Origin of the sequence: Streptomyces sp. NPDC017890 (assembly GCF_044328675.1) — a bacterium.
GTDB lineage: Bacteria > Actinomycetota > Actinomycetes > Streptomycetales > Streptomycetaceae > Streptomyces.
Genome location: NZ_JBIRHU010000005.1, coordinates 298,542 through 315,049, shown reverse-complemented (window position 1 = coordinate 315,049; position 16,508 = coordinate 298,542). Strand labels below are relative to the sequence as shown.

Annotated in this window: 12 protein-coding genes; 4 read left to right on the top strand and 8 right to left on the bottom strand. The window is 71.8% G+C overall.

Annotated features, from left to right (window positions below; all coding sequences use genetic code 11):
* Positions 1 to 416 precede the first annotated feature (416 nt).
* Together ACH4F2_RS09415 and ptsP are read left to right on the top strand one after the other, a co-directional pair.
* Positions 417 to 866 carry a PTS glucose transporter subunit IIA gene (locus ACH4F2_RS09415; RefSeq protein WP_398132093.1) on the top strand — a complete coding sequence of 150 codons (450 nt, stop codon included), beginning with the start codon at positions 417 to 419 and terminating at the stop codon, positions 864 to 866.
* Positions 867 to 943: 77 nt separating this feature from the next.
* Complete coding sequence (gene ptsP, locus ACH4F2_RS09410) at positions 944 to 2,614, top strand: phosphoenolpyruvate--protein phosphotransferase (protein WP_398132092.1); 1,671 nt, start codon at positions 944 to 946, stop codon at positions 2,612 to 2,614.
* Positions 2,615 to 2,686: 72 nt separating this feature from the next.
* Here the strand turns inward: ptsP and ACH4F2_RS09405 are convergent, their stop codons facing one another.
* Positions 2,687 to 3,577, bottom strand: coding sequence for a hypothetical protein (locus ACH4F2_RS09405; protein ID WP_398132091.1), 891 nt, complete (start codon positions 3,575 to 3,577; stop codon positions 2,687 to 2,689).
* Between the two features lie 121 nt (positions 3,578 to 3,698).
* Entirely contained in the window at positions 3,699 to 5,675 is a 1,977-nt protein-coding gene (locus ACH4F2_RS09400) for an acetoacetate--CoA ligase (protein WP_398132090.1), read from the bottom strand.
* Between the two features lie 213 nt (positions 5,676 to 5,888).
* Between ACH4F2_RS09400 and ACH4F2_RS09395 the strand changes: the two genes are divergently transcribed.
* Positions 5,889 to 8,267 carry a glycoside hydrolase family 31 protein gene (locus ACH4F2_RS09395; protein ID WP_398132089.1) on the top strand — a complete coding sequence of 793 codons (2,379 nt, stop codon included), beginning with the start codon at positions 5,889 to 5,891 and terminating at the stop codon, positions 8,265 to 8,267.
* Here the strand turns inward: ACH4F2_RS09395 and ACH4F2_RS09390 are convergent.
* A complete protein-coding gene (locus ACH4F2_RS09390) occupies positions 8,258 to 8,794 on the bottom strand; it encodes an NUDIX domain-containing protein (RefSeq protein ID WP_398132088.1) in 537 nt (178 codons plus the stop codon). The two genes, ACH4F2_RS09395 and ACH4F2_RS09390, sit on opposite strands and share 10 nt — an antisense overlap.
* 47 nt (positions 8,795 to 8,841) lie before the next feature.
* A complete protein-coding gene (locus ACH4F2_RS09385; RefSeq protein WP_398132087.1) occupies positions 8,842 to 9,651 on the bottom strand; it encodes a M15 family metallopeptidase in 810 nt (269 codons plus the stop codon).
* 141 nt (positions 9,652 to 9,792) lie between these two features.
* Between ACH4F2_RS09385 and ACH4F2_RS09380 the strand changes: the two genes are divergently transcribed.
* Positions 9,793 to 11,418: a GGDEF domain-containing protein gene (locus ACH4F2_RS09380; RefSeq protein ID WP_398132086.1), complete on the top strand. Its 1,626-nt coding sequence runs from the start codon at positions 9,793 to 9,795 to the stop codon at positions 11,416 to 11,418.
* 504 nt (positions 11,419 to 11,922) lie between these two features.
* On the opposite strand, the gene ACH4F2_RS09375 is transcribed toward ACH4F2_RS09380, so the two are convergent.
* Genes ACH4F2_RS09375 through ACH4F2_RS09360 form a run of 4 tightly spaced genes read right to left on the bottom strand, consistent with a single transcriptional unit; the run spans position 11,923 to position 16,393 of the window.
* Entirely contained in the window at positions 11,923 to 12,528 is a 606-nt protein-coding gene (locus ACH4F2_RS09375; RefSeq protein ID WP_398132085.1) for a GTP-binding protein, read from the bottom strand.
* Between the two features lie 46 nt (positions 12,529 to 12,574).
* Positions 12,575 to 12,970: a DUF742 domain-containing protein gene (locus ACH4F2_RS09370; RefSeq protein WP_398132084.1), complete on the bottom strand. Its 396-nt coding sequence runs from the start codon at positions 12,968 to 12,970 to the stop codon at positions 12,575 to 12,577.
* 10 nt (positions 12,971 to 12,980) lie between these two features.
* On the bottom strand, positions 12,981 to 13,415 hold the full coding sequence (locus ACH4F2_RS09365) for a roadblock/LC7 domain-containing protein (protein ID WP_398132083.1): 435 nt from the start codon (positions 13,413 to 13,415) through the stop codon (positions 12,981 to 12,983).
* Positions 13,412 to 16,393 (bottom strand): nitrate- and nitrite sensing domain-containing protein, encoded by a 2,982-nt coding sequence (locus ACH4F2_RS09360; protein WP_398132082.1) that lies wholly within the window; start codon positions 16,391 to 16,393, stop codon positions 13,412 to 13,414. Before ACH4F2_RS09360 ends, ACH4F2_RS09365 begins: the two co-directional genes overlap by 4 nt.
* Between the last annotated feature and the right edge of the window lie 115 nt (positions 16,394 to 16,508).

Here is a 16,508-nt window from a genome sequence, read left to right as displayed (position 1 = left end):
TTTTGGCACGCTGTTGAGTTCTCAAGGAACGGACGCTTCCTTTGTACTCACCCGAGAGACTCTCTCAGGCTTTCCTCCGGGCGCTTCCCTTCGGTGTTTCCAACACTACCAGGCTTTCCTGGTGCTTCTGACCACCGTCCTGCGAGCACGCAGAGGGTGATCCAGCGATAGGATCTGATGAGTTGGGTACTGCTCGAGCCAGGACGCCATGCTTCGCATCGCTCAACCTCAAGCAGGAGTAACGACTGTACACGGAGCCGTGGAACGGGTGCAAATCCGTGGGGACTGTGGTCTAGACCTCTAATCGGAACACTCATGCGGAACCGGTACTTCCTATGACATACGCTGCTGCTCAGTGCGCCGTCCGGGACAGGCAGTGACGGCCCGTACAGATCACCGCCCCCGGGAGGCTTCCCATGACCACCGTCTCGTCCCCGCTCTCAGGACGTGCCATCGGACTGGCCGCTGTGCCGGACCCCGTCTTCTCCGGGGCCATGGTCGGTCCGGGTACCGCCATCGACCCCGTACGGGAGCCGTCCGTGGCGATCGCCCCCGTGGACGGGGTCATCGTGTCCCTGCACCCGCACGCCTTCGTCGTGGTCGACGACAGCGGGCACGGTGTGCTGACTCATCTGGGCATCGACACCGTGCAGCTCAACGGTGAGGGTTTCGAGCTGCTGGTGAACAAGGGCGACACCGTCGTGCGTGGGCAGGGCGTCGTCCGCTGGGACCCTGCCGCCGTCGAGGCCGCGGGCAAGTCGCCGGTCTGTCCGGTCGTGGCCCTGGAGGCGACGGCCGAGGCCCTCACCGATCTCCGTGAGGACGGCGAAGTGAAGGCCGGCGAGAGTCTCTTCCTCTGGAAGTGACGTCGGCGCCGTCGTATGACGGCTGGTAGGACAACCACCGCGGCGGCGGGACCCGCCGCACTATCGGGACGGGTGAGATGGAGACAACGCTGCGAGGCGTCGGTGTGAGCCACGGCGTGGCGATCGGCGAGGTTCGGCACATGGGCACGGCGGTGCTCGAGCCGCCGGCCAAGCAGATTCCGGCCGAGGACGCGGAGCGTGAGCAGGGGCGCGCCCGCAAGGCCGTAGAGGCTGTGGCGGCCGATCTGATGGCACGCGGCAATCTGGCGGGGGGCGAAGCCCAGGCAGTGCTCGAGGCTCAGGCCATGATGGCCCAGGACCCCGAGCTGATGGCCGACGTGGACCGGCGGATCGCCGTCGGCAGCACGGCCGAGCGCGCGGTGTACGACGCCTTCGCCGCGTACCGCGCTCTGCTGGCCGGTGCCGGTGAGTACCTGGCCGGCCGCGTGGCCGATCTCGACGATGTGCGGAATCGTATCGTCGCCCGTCTGCTCGGGGTGCCGATGCCGGGCGTCCCGGACAGCGACGAGCCGTACGTGCTCATCGCGCGGGATCTGGCGCCTGCGGACACGGCGCTGCTGGACCCGACGCTGGTTCTCGGTTTCGTCACCGAGGAGGGCGGGCCGACCAGTCACAGTGCGATCCTCGCGCGGGCACTCGGTGTGCCGGCCGTGGTGGCGCTTCCTGGCGCCGGGGAACTGCCCGAGGGCACGGTTGTCGCCGTCGACGGCAGCACCGGCGAGATCTTCGTGAAGCCCAGTGAGGAGAAGAAGGCGCGGCTGGCCGCGGAGGCGGCCGAGCGCAAGGCTGCGCTGGCAGCGTCGACGGGGCCGGGTGCGACCTCGGACGGTCACAAGGTGCCGCTGCTCGCGAACATCGGCGGTCCCGCGGACGTGCCCGCGGCGGTAGCGGCCGGGGCGGAGGGTGTCGGTCTCTTCCGTACCGAGTTCCTCTTCCTCGACGACAGCGCGAAGGCGCCGTCCGAAGAGAAGCAGGTCGCCGCCTACCGGCAGGTGTTGGAGGCCTTCCCCGAGGGACGGGTCGTCGTGCGGGTGCTGGACGCCGGCGCGGACAAGCCGCTGGATTTCCTGACCCCCGGTGATGAGCCGAACCCGGCGTTGGGCGTGCGTGGTCTGCGGACGCTGCTCGACCACCCGGATGTGCTGCGCACTCAGCTGACGGCGCTGGCGAAGGCGGCAGAGGGGCTGCCCGTCTACCTCGAGGTCATGGCCCCGATGGTGGCGGACCGGGCCGACGCCAAGGCGTTCGCGGACGCGTGCCGTGAGGCCGGGCTGCGGGCGAAGTTCGGTGCGATGGTGGAGATCCCGTCAGCCGCGCTTCGGGCGCGCTCGGTGCTGCAGGAGGTCGAGTTCCTGTCGCTGGGGACGAACGACCTCGCTCAGTACACCTTCGCGGCCGACCGGCAGGTGGGCGCGGTGTCCCGGCTGCAGGACCCGTGGCAGCCGGCGCTGCTCGACCTGGTCGCGCTGTCCGCCGAGGCGGCGCAGGCCGAGGGCAAGAGCTGCGGAGTCTGCGGTGAAGCCGCGTCGGACCCGCTGCTGGCGTGTGTGCTGACTGGTCTGGGCGTCACCTCCCTCTCCATGGGCGCGGCGTCTCTTCCCTACGTCCGGGCGACGTTGGCGAAGTTCACGCTGGCGCAGTGCGAGCGTGCGGCGGCGGCCGCCCGGGCGGCGGACAGCGCCGATGAGGCGCGGAACGCCGCTCAGGCGGTGCTGTCGGGCGAGTAGAGGCCGGACGAGACCACCGCAGTCGGTGTGGTGCGGGGCGTTCCACCTTCGGGTGGAGCGCCCCGCACGCGTTCAGTGGTGGTGTCCCGGTGGCAGGTGGTCGTCTCCGAGGTCCGGAGGCGCGCAGTAGTCGACGTTGGATTCCGGGGAGATGAGGTCGCCGGATTCGGCGTCGGTGCAGTAGGCGTCGAAGACCTCACCGGCGGTGAGGGGTTCGAGGCCGTACCCCCGCAGGCGCCAGCCGTGGATGTGGTCGGCGCCTCCCGGGGTGCTGACGCGCATGACGAGGCCGCCGGGACTGTGGGTGGCCAGGCCGAGGGCGAGGACGCTCGTGAATTCCAGGGCCTCGGCCTCGTCGACGTGCGGGGCGCCGTCGAGGTCCTCGTCGGCATGGAGGACGGAGACAAGGGTTTCCGGGGAGCCCGAGACGCTGCAGACCAGGTGCCGGTCACCCGGTGGAGCCGTTTCGAGGACGCGGAGAAGGAGGCGCGTGGCCCGGATGAAGGCGGCTCGGCCGAGATCCTCGCCGCAGGTGGCGCAGCTGCCGAGGCGGGCGAGCAGGGTGGACGCGTACTCCCAGGTGGCCTGGCGTACGGCTTCGTCGACGAGGTCCGGGAGGAGGTCGGCCAGTGGCTGGCCCTCGTACGGGACGGTGGGGCCGCTGGCGGCGAGTTCGGCGGTGAACCGGGTGCGGCTGGCGGCGGCGTCGGGGTCGAGTCCCGACGCCGAGCAGAAGTCGGCGTATTCCTCCGGGTCGAAGAGGGCGACGGTGGTGTGGGTGCCCTGGGAGGCGCGTGACCTGAGCAGGGCTTCCACCTGGTGGAGATAGGCGGCGTGATCGTCGAAGGTGAAGCTGCGGTAGCGCCTCATGGCGCGGAAGTCGTGTTCGTCGGTGAGCAGTCCGATGGTGCCGGCGATTTCCCGGTGCAGGTCGCGTCGCTCGGTCTGGTCGGTGTGCGCCATGTTTCCCCCTGTGCGCAGTCGATCAATGCTCACTCACAGTAACCGGCGGCACTGACAACAGCGTCGGGCGGGCGTCGTGAGCCGACGGCCGTTCTGAGTGGCCGGCTCGTCGATGGCCTGGTCAGGTGCGTTTGCGGGCGAGGTCTTCGTAGAAATGGAGCAGGTCGAGGTTGTCGATGGAGCCGGGGTTGACGGCCTTCTCCAGCGGGGTGCCCTGGAGGAGGCGCTTGACCGGGACCTCGATGCGTTTGCCGGTCAGGGTGTGCGGAATGCCGGGCACCTCGATGACCTCGTCGGGGACGTGGCGCGGGGACAGCTGTTCGCGGATGGTCCGCTTGATGCGGGACAGAAGGGCTTCGTCGAGTACGGCTCCGGGGGCCAGGTGCACGAACAGGGGCATCCAGTAGCCGCCGTCGGGCTGTTCGACGCCGATGACGAGGGATTCCCTGATCTCGGGGAGGCGCTCGACGGCCTCGTAGATGTCGGCCGAGCCCATGCGGACGCCCTGCCGGTTGAGGGTGGAGTCGGAACGGCCGTGGATGACGACGGAGCCGCGGGAGGTGAGGGTGATCCAGTCGCCGTGCCGCCAGACGCCGGGGTAGGTGTCGAAGTAGCTGTCGTGGTAGCGGCTGCCGTCGGGGTCGTTCCAGAAGCGGATCGGCATCGAGGGCATGGGGTTGGTGACGACCAGTTCGCCGACCTCGTCGGTGAGGGGGTTGCCGTTCGGGTCCCAGGACTGGAGGTCGGTGCCGAGGCCGGGGGCCTGGAGTTCGCCGATGTACACCGGCAGGGTGGGGACGGCGCCCGCGAAGCAGGAGCACACGTCGGTGCCGCCGCTGACGGAGGCGATCCACAGGTCCGCCCCGCTCTGCGCGAACTCGTCGTGCAGCCAGCGGAAGCCGTCGGGCGGGAGCGGTGAGCCGGTGGTTGCGACGCACTTGACCCCGGAGAGGTCGTGGTCGCGGGCGGGGTGCACGCCGGCCTTGCGGCAGGCCATGACATAGGCGGCGGAGGTGCCGAAGAGGGTGGCCCCCGTGCGTTCGGCGATTCGCCACTGGGCGCCGGTGTCCGGGTAGCCGGGGCTGCCGTCGTAGAGGACGATCGTGGTGCCGGTGAGCAGGCCGGAGACGAGGAAGTTCCACATCATCCAGCCGGTCGACGTGTACCAGAAGAAGCGGTCCTCGGGGCCGAGGTCGCAGTGCAGGCCGAGCTGTTTGAGGTGCTCGACCAGGATGCCGCCCTGGGACTGGACGATGGCCTTGGGCAGGCCGGTGGTGCCGGAGGAGTAGAGCACCCACAGGGGGTGGTCGAAGGGCACCTGCTCGAAGACGGGGTCCATGTCCGAGGCCGTCAGCGTCGCCCATTCCAGCGCGTCCTCGGGGGTCTCCGTGCCGAGGAGCGGGATGTGGACCACGGCGCGCACGGTGGGCAGTTCGCGGCGCAGTTCGGCGACCGTGTCGCGGCGGTCGTGTTCCTTGCCGCCGTAGCGGTAGCCGTCGACGGTGAACAGGACGACCGGTTCGACCTGCTGGAAGCGGTCCAGGACGCTGCGGGCGCCGAAGTCGGGGGCGCAGGAGGTCCAGACGCCGCCCACGGCGGCGGTCGCGAGGAAGGCGACCACGGCCTGCGGGATGTTCGGCAGGTAACCGCTGACGCGGTCGCCGGGGCGTACGCCGAGGGCGCGCAGTTCGGCGGCGAGCGAGCCGACCTGGCGGCGCAGCTCGGCCCAGGTGACGGGGCTCGGTTCGTGGGTCTCGTCGACGTACAGGAGGGCCGGTTCGTCCGCGCGGGTGGCCGCCGCGCGCAGGGCGTGCTCGGCGTAGTTGAGGGCGGCGCCGGGGAACCACTGGGCGCCGGGCATCGAGCGGTCGCCCAGTACGCGCGCGTAGGGGGTCGAGAAGCGTACGTCGAACCACTCCGCGACGGCTTCCCAGAAGGTGGCCGGCTCGTCGACGGACCAGCGGTGCAAGGCTGCGTACCCGCCTTCGGCGGGGGCGCCGTGGTGCTCGGCTGCCCAGGTCCGGAACCTGGTGATCCGTGCCTGGGCGATGCGCTGCGGATCTGGCTGCCAGAGCGGCTGGGGGTTCACGGTCGACATGGGGCGGCTCCCGGACTGTGCGCGTCGTGTGCGTCCTCCGCGCACGGGCTGGGGTGTGCGCGTGACGCGGCTGACACGGACGATGCCACGTGATCGATTTACGCACCAGGGCACGCCCCACATAGTCGGCATCGTGAAGATGTGGTCCGGTCACGGGTGAACGGCAGTTGAACGACCCCCGGGCGGGAGGCCGTCGATGGCAGGGTGAGCAGCATGGACGGTCGTGACCTGGTGCGTTCGGTGAAATCGGTCGGTTCCGCGGGGGCGGCGCAGGGGTTGCGTACCGTACGGGCGGCGTGGCGCAGGCGGCGTGCCGATGCCGCGGGACTGCCGCCGCGTGGTGCGGAGCGTGCGCGGGTGCCGGGGCAGATGCGGGAGGTGGTGCCCGGACCCGGGGGCGGTGTCGTCCGGTTCAGCCGCTCGGAGCTGCGCGTCCTCGTCGCCGTGAACGGGGCCGTGTTCTGGGGCTGGGACGGGGCCGGGCCGGAGCCGTCGTACGCGTTGACGGGCCGTTGCCCGGAGCCGGATCCGCGGGCGGTGCTGGAGCCGGACAAGGACGGCGGCTGGCGGGTGGTGGCCGAGCGGGCGACCGTGGCGGTGTCCCGGCACGGCGCGATCGAGGTCCGTACGCCCGGCGGCGTGGTGCTGCGCCGTGAGCTGCCGCCGCGCTGGTGGGAGCCGGTCGGTGGTGGTGCGGCGCGCTGGACACAGCGGTCGGAGGTGGCGGCGGACGCCCGGTTCTTCGGGCTCGGCGGGCGGGCCGCGGGGCCTCGGCTGAGGAAGGGCACGTACCGGCTGTGGAACACGGCTTCGGGTCCGGCCCACTCTCACCGGGAGGATCCGTCGTCCGTCACGATGCCGGTGCAGCTGGTGGTGGCCGACGCGGGGACGCATCTGGTTTTCCACGACAGTTCGTGGGACGGCACGGTGGCATTGCGGGAGGGCGAGGAGGGGTCGGGGTCCGGGCACGACCGGCCGGGGCGGAGTGTGCTGCGGATGGACGGTGGTCCGCTGCGGTGCTGGGTGACGGTGGGTACCCCCGCGCGCGTGCTGCTCGCCTGGGCGTCGCTCACCGGGGCGTCGGCGCTGCCGCCCGCGTGGGCACTCGGTCACCATCACGTGCGGTCGGGTCTCGGCGACGAGCAGGAGGTGCGGCGGATCGTCGCCGGATACCAGGAGCGTGACCTCCCGCTCGACGCCGTACATCTGGACATGGGCCACCTGGACGCCCATCAGGTGTTCACCGTGGACGAGGAGCGGTTTCCCAAGCTGTCCGTCCTCGCCGAGGAGCTGCGGCGGGACGGGATCCGGCTGGTGTCGGTCGTGGGCCCCGCGGTCCCTGCCGCGTCCGGCAACGCCGTGTACGACAGCGGGTCGAGCGAGGACGTGTTCGTACGGGACGCCTCGGGTCCGGTCGCCCGGGGAGTGGCGTGGCCCGGGGACGTGGTCTTCCCGGACTTCACGCGCGCGCGTGTGCGTGAGTGGTGGGGCGGGCTCTACGAGGAGCGGCTGGGGCGGGGGTTCGCCGGGTTCTGGCACGACCGGGACGAGCCCACCTCGTTGGCCGCGTTCGGGGAGTCGACGCTGGCACGTTCGGCCCGGCACTCCCTGGAGGGCGGGGGTGGTGACCACAGGGAGGCGCACAACGTGTACGCGCTGTGCATGGCCCGGGCCGGTTACGAGGGGCTGCGGAGCCTGGCGCCCGAGGAGCGGCCGTTCATCCTCTCGCGATCCGGGTGGGCGGGGATGCAGCGATACGGCGGCACGTGGTCCGGTGAGGTGGCCGCCGACTGGCCCGGGCTGCGGGCGTCGCTGGCGCTGGTGATGGGGCTCGGGCTGTGCGGAGTGCCGTACTCGGGGCCGGATGTGGGCGGGGCCGGCGGGAGTCGGTCGCCGGAGCTGTATGTGCGGTGGCTCCAGCTGGCCGCCTATCTGCCGCTGTTCCGTACGCGCGGGGGGTCACGGGCGGGGAGCGGGGAGCCGTGGGCGTTGGGTGCCGAGGTACTGGAGCACGCTCGGGTGGCGCTCGTCGAGCGACGGCGGTTGATGCCCTACTTCGTGACGCTGGCGCATCTGGCCCGGCGTACGGGCGCGCCGTATGTGCGTCCGCTGTGGTGGTCGGCACCGGAGGAGCGGGCGTTGCGGGACTGCGAGGACGCCTTTCTGCTGGGTGACTGTCTGCTGGTGGCTCCGGTGCTCGATCCGGGGGCGGACCGGCGGGCCGTGCAGCTGCCGCGGGGGCGCTGGTACGACATGGTGACGGAGCGGGCGTACGAAGGGCCCGCGCAGGTTCTCGTCGATGCTCCTCTGGGGCGGATTCCGGTGTTCGCGCGCGCGGGAGCCGTGCTTCCGGTGCGAGGGGAGGGCGGTGGGACGGAGCTGGAGGTGTGGGCGCCCGCGCGGGGGCGGACCGGCGGCGGGCTGGTCGTGCCGGACGCGGGCGACGGCTGGGTGGAACCGGAGATCGAGCGGTACGTGTCCCGCTGGGAGGCGCGGCGGGTCGTCGTGGAGCGGGAGGGCGAGGACAGCGTGAGCGAGCCGTCCCGCCCGGTGCGGGTCCGTGGACTCGAGGAGCGCTCGGCTCAGATGTAGCGGCCCTCGAACCAGGCCCGCACGGCGCGGGTGTGAAGGGGGAAGGCCAGCTCCTCCGACCTGCGCAGCAGGTGCCATCCCTCGGTCTCGTTCGTGGCGACGGACGACGGGAGGCTCTCGGCCGGCCGCTCGGGGAGGAGCCCGAAGAGCAGCAGGTGGCCGTCGGGCGAGCTCATGGCGTCGGCGAGCCGTACGTCGCGGCTCGCGGCGTCGATGCCCGTCTCCTCCTTGAGCTCGCGGACGACCGCCTGCCGCCAGTCCTCCCGGTCGTCGACGTAGCCGCCGGGCAGTGCGACGCCCCCGCGCGCGGGGGTCACGGTGCGGGTGATGACGACCAGGGCGGTGCCCCGTGTGTCGTACACGGGCTGGAGGGCTACCGCGACCGGCAGCGGGTTGCGGTAGGCCGCGGTGCCGCACGCGGGGCAGGTGCGGGGCCAGCCGGAGACGCCCTCTCCGTAGGGCGTTCCGCAGCTCGAACAGTGGGAGCCCGGTGCGGAGTTGGGAACGGAGGTTTCGGTTTCGGACACGCGGCGGACTGTATCCGATCGTGCAGGGGGCGGCTCCGGCAGGCGGCTCAGTGGCGGCCGACGAGGGATTTCACGGAGACCGGGAAGTCGAAGTAGGTGTCCGGGTAGGGCTCGGGCTTGTACGTGAAGTGCCACCACTCCTCGGGGAGGTTCACCAGGCCGACGTCCTCCATGGTGTTCTTGAGCAGCAGCCGGTTGGCCCGCTGGACGCCCTGGACGCGGGGGTCGAGGGTGTGTGAGCGGGTGTCGAAGCAGTCGTAGCCGGTGCCCATGTCGATGGAGTTGTCGGGGAAGCGCTCACCCTGGGGGGCGAAGCAGGGCACGAGGGGCTGCCCGGGATGATACGGCCGGGTGGGCTTCGCGGGGAGCTTCACGATCGTGAGGTCGACGGTGGAGCCGCGACTGTGGCCGGACTTCTCCGCGATGTAACCGTCCGCGAACAGACGGGTCTTGTCGACGTCCGGGTAGAACTCGGCCTTCATGTCCTGGTCGTCGAGGTCCTCGGCCCAGCGGACGAAGTGGTCGACGGCGCGCTGCGGCCGGTAGCAGTCGTACACCTTGAGGGAGTAGCCCCGGCGCAGCAACCGGGTCTGGGCCTCGTGGAGGGCCTCGGCGGCGGGGCGGGTGAGGATGCACAAGGGCTGCCGGTAGCCGTCGATGCGCTCGCCGACGAAGTTGTGCGGGGTGAGGTAGCGCATCTCCTGGATGATCGTCGGGTCAACGCTCCTCAGGGCCACGAAGTCCTTCGGAGCCCTCGGCTCCGTCTCGGCCCGGGCGGTGGCGGGGGCGGCCGTGACGGCGAGCAGGGCGGCGAGGGTGGTGGCCAGGCCGCGGAGCGCGGTGGAGAATCGTGTCATGCTCCCTGCATCTATCAGGTGCGGGTTCCGCGGGGGAAGTGGGCGGCTCACGGTGCGTACGCTCTGTGAGCGTGTCGGAATGCTGCGTGAACGTCGCGTGAACTGGGCCCGTGGGGCTGCCGGCGGCGTCATCCTGCTCCCGTGCGCTCCTGGACGGACACTCTCCGCTTCGCCTTCCAACCGGTGGTCAATCTGGTGACCGGCGGGGTCGCGGCGCTGGAGATACTCGTCCGTCCGGAGACCGGCGACATCCTGGCGGAGGCTCGTCGCGACCCCGAGCTCGACGGCCGGCTGGCGGTGGCGGCGTTCCGTGCGGCGGTCCGCAAGGAGACGTTGCTGCCGCTGCACGTGAACGTGTTCGCGGGCACGCTCGCCGACCTCGGTGGCCTGCAGGGGCTGCACGGCGCCGTACGTGAGGCGGGGCGGATGCCGTGGGAGGTGACGGTCGACGTCTGTCCTCCGTACACGCATGTGCCGCGTCAGGCCCTGCTGGAGGCGGTGACCGCGTTGCGGGGCCAGGGATTCCGGATCTGCGCGGACGGGGTCGGTGACGGCGACGCGCCGCTGCGGCTGCTGACGGATCTGGCGCCGGAGCTGGTGAAGCTCGACGCGTCGCTGTTGGCGCGGCCTGCTGCCGTACGGGCGATGCGGGTGCTGTGCGACGAGTTGGGGGCACTGCTGTCCGTCGAGGGCGTGGAGACGGAGTCGCAGTGCGCTGCCGCGCGGTCGGCCGGGGCGCAGTTGGCTCAGGGTGAGTTGTTCGGGCCGCCGGCGCGGTTACCCGCGGCGGACGTGTACGTTCCGCCCGGCTCCCCCGGCGTCGGGCCGGCACCGCGCTCGGGACCGTCGGTACGGCAGTTCGTGCGGCCGGCCGCGTTGCTGCCCACGACGGCTTCGGCGGGGCAGGTGCGGGCGCTGCTGACCGGGTCGCCCGACGTGTCCGGGGTGCTGCTCGTGGACCGGGACGGGGTTCCGGTGCGGTCGGTGCACCGCTCCCGTTTCCTGCTGTCGATGTCGGCACGCTACGGGCATGCCCTGTACGCCGACCGGCCCGCCGCGAAACTCGGTGACGTGCCGCGGACGGTGGGTGTCGACGCGACGGCCTGGGAGGTGCTGGACGTGGTGGCGGTCGGTGGCCCGGGCCGTACGTCGGACGACGTGGCCGTGGTCGACACGGGCGGGCGGTGCGTGGGCGTGGTACGGCTCTCGGATCTTGTGCGGGCGCTGGCCGAGAGCCGGGTCGAGGAGGCGGCCGGGCTCAATCCGCTGACGCGGCTGCCGGGTTCGGACGCGATCACGGACGAGGTGGACCGGCGGATCGCGGACGGGCGGGCGTTCGCGCTGAGCTGGCTCGACGTGGACCACTTCAAGCAGGTCAACGACGGGGCCGGCTTCGCGGCGGGCGATGACCTGATCCGGGCCATCGGGCGAGCGCTGCTGCAGACTGCGGCGGGCTCCACGCGCGTGGGGCACATCGGCGGTGACGACTTCCTGGTGCTCACGGATCCGGAAGGGCTGGATCCGCTGGCCACCTCCGTGCTGGACGTGCCGTGGTCCGCCGGCGGGCGGCCCGTGACACTTTCCTTGGCGACGGTCCTGTGCCCGCCGGGCGGCGTGCCGGACCACCGACAGGCGGCGGCCTGTCTGGCCCCGCTGAAAAGGGCCGCGAAGGCCTTGCACGGGGCGAGTTGGGTGCTGGGCCGGACGGGCGTGCACGGGCACGAGGTCCGGCGCGGCTCGGAACGGACTACGGCGCCGACGGGGTGAGCGGGGCCGCCGCCGCGGGTGCCCCGGGGCGCGCGGTTCGTTGAGCGCGCGCGTGGTGGGCGATGGGGCACGCGCGCGTGGTGGGTGGTGCAGCGCGTGTGGTGGGTGGTGCAGCGCGTGTGGTGGGTGGTGCAGCGCGTGTGGTGGGTGATGCCCGCGCGGCGGGTCACCGGTGCGGTGCGTTCCGTCGGGGCGCGGTCGCGACGGGGGCCGCCGGCGGACGCGCGCGGCCCCGTGGAGACATCCTCGTAGGCGAGATCGTCGGTACGGCGATCCTCGTCCTCTTCGGCGCGGTCCTCTGCCCTCGACGAGCTCGAGGCGCACTGGCAGCAGCGGGACGTCGAGTGGGCGCCCGTCATGGAGGCGTCGGTGCGGGACCGGGAGTGCCGCGACTGGCGCGGGGCGGTGGAGTAGGGCTGCGGCTGGCTGGAGGACGGGGACGGGTAGGCGCCGGGCAGAGCCGGGGGCACGCGCGCGTGGGTATCGTTTCCGTGCCCCCGGCCGTCAGGTCGTGACGACCCGGCGGCGGTCCGCCGCCTGGGCCATGGCGTGCTGGACCACGCCGATGAGCGTCTCCTTGACCGACTCCCGGTCACGGGCGTCGCACATCACCAGGGGCACGCCGGCGTCGAGGTCGAGGGCCTGGCGAACGGTGTCCGCCGGGTAGCGGGCCGATCCCTCGAAGCAGTTGACGCCGACCAGGAACGGGATGGAGCGGCGCTCGAAGTAGTCGACGGCGGCGAAGCAGTCCTCGAGGCGGCGGGTGTCGGCCAGGACGACGGCACCGAGCGCGCCCTCGGAGAGCTCGTCCCACATGAACCAGAACCGTTCCTGACCGGGCGTGCCGAAGAGGTAGAGGACCAGGTCCTCGCGCAGGGTGATCCGCCCGAAGTCCATGGCGACCGTGGTGGTGTGCTTGCCCTCCACCCCGCTGACGTCGTCGACGGGCCGCCCGGCCTCGGTGAGCAGTTCCTCCGTGCGCAGCGGTCGTATCTCACTGACCGCGCCGACAAGAGTGGTCTTGCCGACACCGAAACCGCCGGCCACCAGGATCTTGAGCGTGACGGGCTCGACCGGCGCTTTGCCCCGCTGAGAACGCCCGAAGATCATCGATCTCTTCTCCTTAACGTGCCGCTTGCCCTGCCCGGAGGCCTGTTCACAGTGCCCTCAACCCGCTGATCACGTCGCGCAGGATGTTCTCGTCCGGCAGCTCGGCCGGGGGCACGGGCCGGTTTACGTGGACGAGTTCGGCGTCCACGAGATCTCCGACCAGGACCCGTACGACCCCGATGGGCAGGTCGAGTTCGGCGGCGAGTTCGGCGACCGACTGCGGGGTGTCCCGGCACAGTCCGACGATGTCCACGTGCTCCGGGGAGAGCGTGACGTCCGCCTCCGGATCGTCCGCGTGGAGCTCCGTGACCACCACCGCGATCAGGTCGAGGCGGTGCTGGGCCGCGCTGGTGGTGCGGCCGCGCGTCATGGCGTACGGACGGACGACGGGCCCGGCCTCGTCGTCGAACCAGTGGTTACTTCCCTGACCGTCTGCGCTCATGTCATCCCACTTACCCGCCCGAGGGCAGATCGGTGCGCGGAGCGGTGCCCAGGTGCACGCCGACCCGCTTGACGAGGAGGGTCATCTCGTACGCGACCTGGCCGACGTCGGAGTCGGCGTCCGACAGGACGGCGAGGCAGCTGCCGTCGCCGGCGGCGGTGACGAACAGGAAGGCGTCGTCGAGTTCGACGACCGTCTGCCGGACGCTGCCTGCCTCGAAGTGGCGGCCCACGCCCTTGGCGAGACTGTGGAAACCGGACGCCACGGCGGCCAGGTGCTCGCTGTCCTCCCTGGTCAGGTCCTTGGAAGCCCCGGTCGCCAGACCGTCGCCGGACAGGACGACGGCCTTGCGGATGCTCGTGACACGGTCCACCAGGTCGTCGAGGAGCCAGTTGAGCTCCCCGGACTTGGTCGCGGTGTGGCCGGTCGCCTTCGGTGCGGTCATCGACCGTCCCCCTTAGTCGTTCCTCGTGGTGCTTGTGGTGCTTGTGGTGCTGTGCCGCCGGGGACGTCGTCACCCGCGGCGTTCTCCCTGCGGCCGCGCTGCCAGCCGCGCTGGAGCGAGGCCATGCGGCTGCGCACTTGCTCGGCGTCCCGGTCGGCGGGGTTCGAGCGGTCCTCTGCGGACGGTTCGGAGCTCTGTCTGAGCTGGGGTGCCAGGCTGGCCTGCCGTACTCGCCGGGGCAGCGTGCCCGTACCGGGTTCGGAGGCGTCCGGGGTTTCCCTCAGGACGCCGGTGCGGTCGGCGGGCCGCGTGCGGGCCTCGCCGTCACCGGAGGCGCGTCCCCCGCGCGCGGGGGACGCGCCGCGGCGGCGAGCCGGGAGGGACGGCAGCGCGTCGGAATCCGTACGGCCTGCGTCACGACCGCCGGCGGCTCCCTCGGAGCGGTCGCCGGTGGCTCCCTCGGAGCGGTCGCCGGTGGCTCCGTCTGAGCGGTCGCCGGTGGCTCCGTCTGAGCGGTCGTCGATTCGGGCGTCGGTGCGGTCGTCGCGACGGCGGCGGGCCGGCAGCGCGGGCGGCTCACCGGCTCGGGCCTGGGGACCTGTGCGGGCTCCCGTGCGCTCCGCGTCCGCCTGAGCCGCGTCGTCCGCGGATTCCCGGGCGGCTCGGTCGGAGACCGGACGCCCGTGCGAACTGACCAGCTTGGGGGCCCGGCGGCGGCGGGGCAGCGCGACCGGCGCGCTCGTCCCGTCCTCGTTCCGGGGCGACTCCCCTTCGCTTGAGGGCTTCTGACCTCGTCGTTCGGTGCCGCGGGCCACCGGGGCGTCGTCCGCCGCGGCGAGGGAGCGGTGCGGGCGGAACAGGCCGCCCCGTTCGCTGTCCTGGTCGCCGAGCGCGCCCGGCAGATCGTCGAGGGCGTCCAGGTCGACGGGCGCCTCCAGTTCGACCGGGCCGTCCAGCGGCGGCACCGGCCGGTCCGGCAGCCGTGCGGGCACGTGGGAGAGAGCGGGACGGCGGCTCTCCGCCCTCTCCTTCTCCTTGACGTGCTGAGGGCGGTCGAGACGGAATCCGACGCCGTTGGTGTCCGGGGCGTCGTCCGTGAGCAGCGCGTCGGGCACGAAGACGACCGCGGTGGTGCCGCCGTACGGCGAAGGCTGCAGGGACACCCGGACGTTCTGCCGCTGGGCGAGCCGGCTGACGACGAAGAGACCGAGCCGGTCGGTGTCGGAGAGCTCGAACTCCGGTGTTTCGGCGAGCCTGAGGTTGGCGTCGAGAAGGGCGTCGGCCGCCATGCCGAGGCCGCGGTCGTGGATCTCGAGGGTGAAGCCGTTGGCGACGCGGTCGCCGAGGACCTGCACCGCGGTGTGCGGCGGCGAGAACACCGTGGCGTTCTCGAGGAGTTCGGCCACGAGGTGAGTGAGGTCGGCGACCGCCGGTCCGGTGACGGCGATCCGGGGCAGCCGGCGGACCTCGATGCGCTCGTAGTCCTCGACCTCGGCGACCGCGGCACGCACCACGTCCATGAGCTGAACGGGTTTGCGCCACTGCCTGGACGGGGCGGCGCCGGAGAGGATGACCAGGCCCTCGGCGTGCCGGCGCATACGGGTGGTCAGGTGGTCCAGGCGGAACAGGTCGGCGAGTTCCTCGGTGTCCTCGGTGCGGCGCTCCATGGCGTCGAGCAGGGTGAGCTGCTTGTGCAGCAGCACCTGGCTGCGGCGCGCGAGGTTGACGAACACCTCGGAGACGCCGGCGCGGAGTTCGGCCTGTTTGACTGCGGCTTCCACCGCGGCCCGCTGGAGGGTGTTCAGGGCCTGGCCGACCTCGCCCATCTCGTTCCTGTCGTACTCCAGGCGCGGTACCTCGGTCTCCACGTCCACCTGTTCGCCGGCCGAGAGGCGGCGCATCACGCTGGGCAGCCGTACGCCGGACGCTTCGTGGGCCTCCAGGCGCAGCTGCCTGAGGTCGCGGATGAGGGAGCGGCCGACACGTACGGACAGGAAGAGGGAGTACAGCAGGGCGATCAGGCCGAGCGCGCCGGCGACGACCACCTTGGCGATGACGTTCGTCGCGACCGGGTCGACACGGTCCTGGTAGCGGTCGGCGGCGTGGTCGTCGAGGGCGCCGAGTTCGTCGAGCACGCTGCCGGCGGCGGTGTCCCAGCTCTTGGCGGTGACGTGGCGCGGCGTGCCGGACTCGGTGGAGACGGCCGCTTCCTCGGCGACCCGCAGGGGGGCGGAGGAGGCGTTCTTCCAGAAGCGCTGGTACCGCCCGCGTTCGGCGGCGGGCAGCAGGGGGAGGTTGATGTCGTACATCATGGTGCGCTGCGCCACGAGGTCGGAGACGTCCCGTACTTCGCCGCGGGTGAGCCGGCCGGTGACGAGGGCGGAGCCGAGGAGGGCGTCCTCGCGGGAGAGCAGTTCGCGGGCGCGGGAGACGTTGACGAGTGCGCGGTACTGCTTGTCCAGGCCCACGTTGTCGACGACGTGCAGGTTGGCGAGCAGTTCGTGGCAAGGGTCGACCAGCCGGTTGTACAGGCCGAGCGCCTGCGCGCGGTCGACAGTGCCGTCCTCCACGCTGCGGCGCAGCGACCCGATGCCGTCGAAGGCGTCCAGTACGGCGGTGAGCCGTTCCTCCTCGGCCTGGCCCAGCGCGTCGCGTACGTCGGTGTCCGCGGCGTTGCGGCGGATCTCGGCGAGGGCCTCGTCGGTGGCGGCGCGGCTGCGCTGCAGGGCGGAGAGCCCGTCGGAGGCGCGCGGGTCGGCGAGGTGGACGAGGGTCTGACGGCGTTCCTGCTGGAGGACGCGGACGGTGTCCTCGACCGGGTAGCCGATCTCCTCGACGACGGTCGAGACGCTCAACAGCCTGCTCGCCTCGCGTCCCGTGAGCACCGTGGCGAAGGCCCAGATCGCGGTCAGGGACACCAGCGGCACGAGAAGCAGCGCCACGATCTTCCGGCGGATCGACTTCCCGCGAAAGCGCATGTCCTCCCCCAGCTCGACCCCCACCGGCAGGGGGTGCGCATGTACGTCAACAAACGGCGCGAGCCTACTACTCACGCGCAGCCAACTCGAAGACCCGTCCGGAGGCCGTACCTCC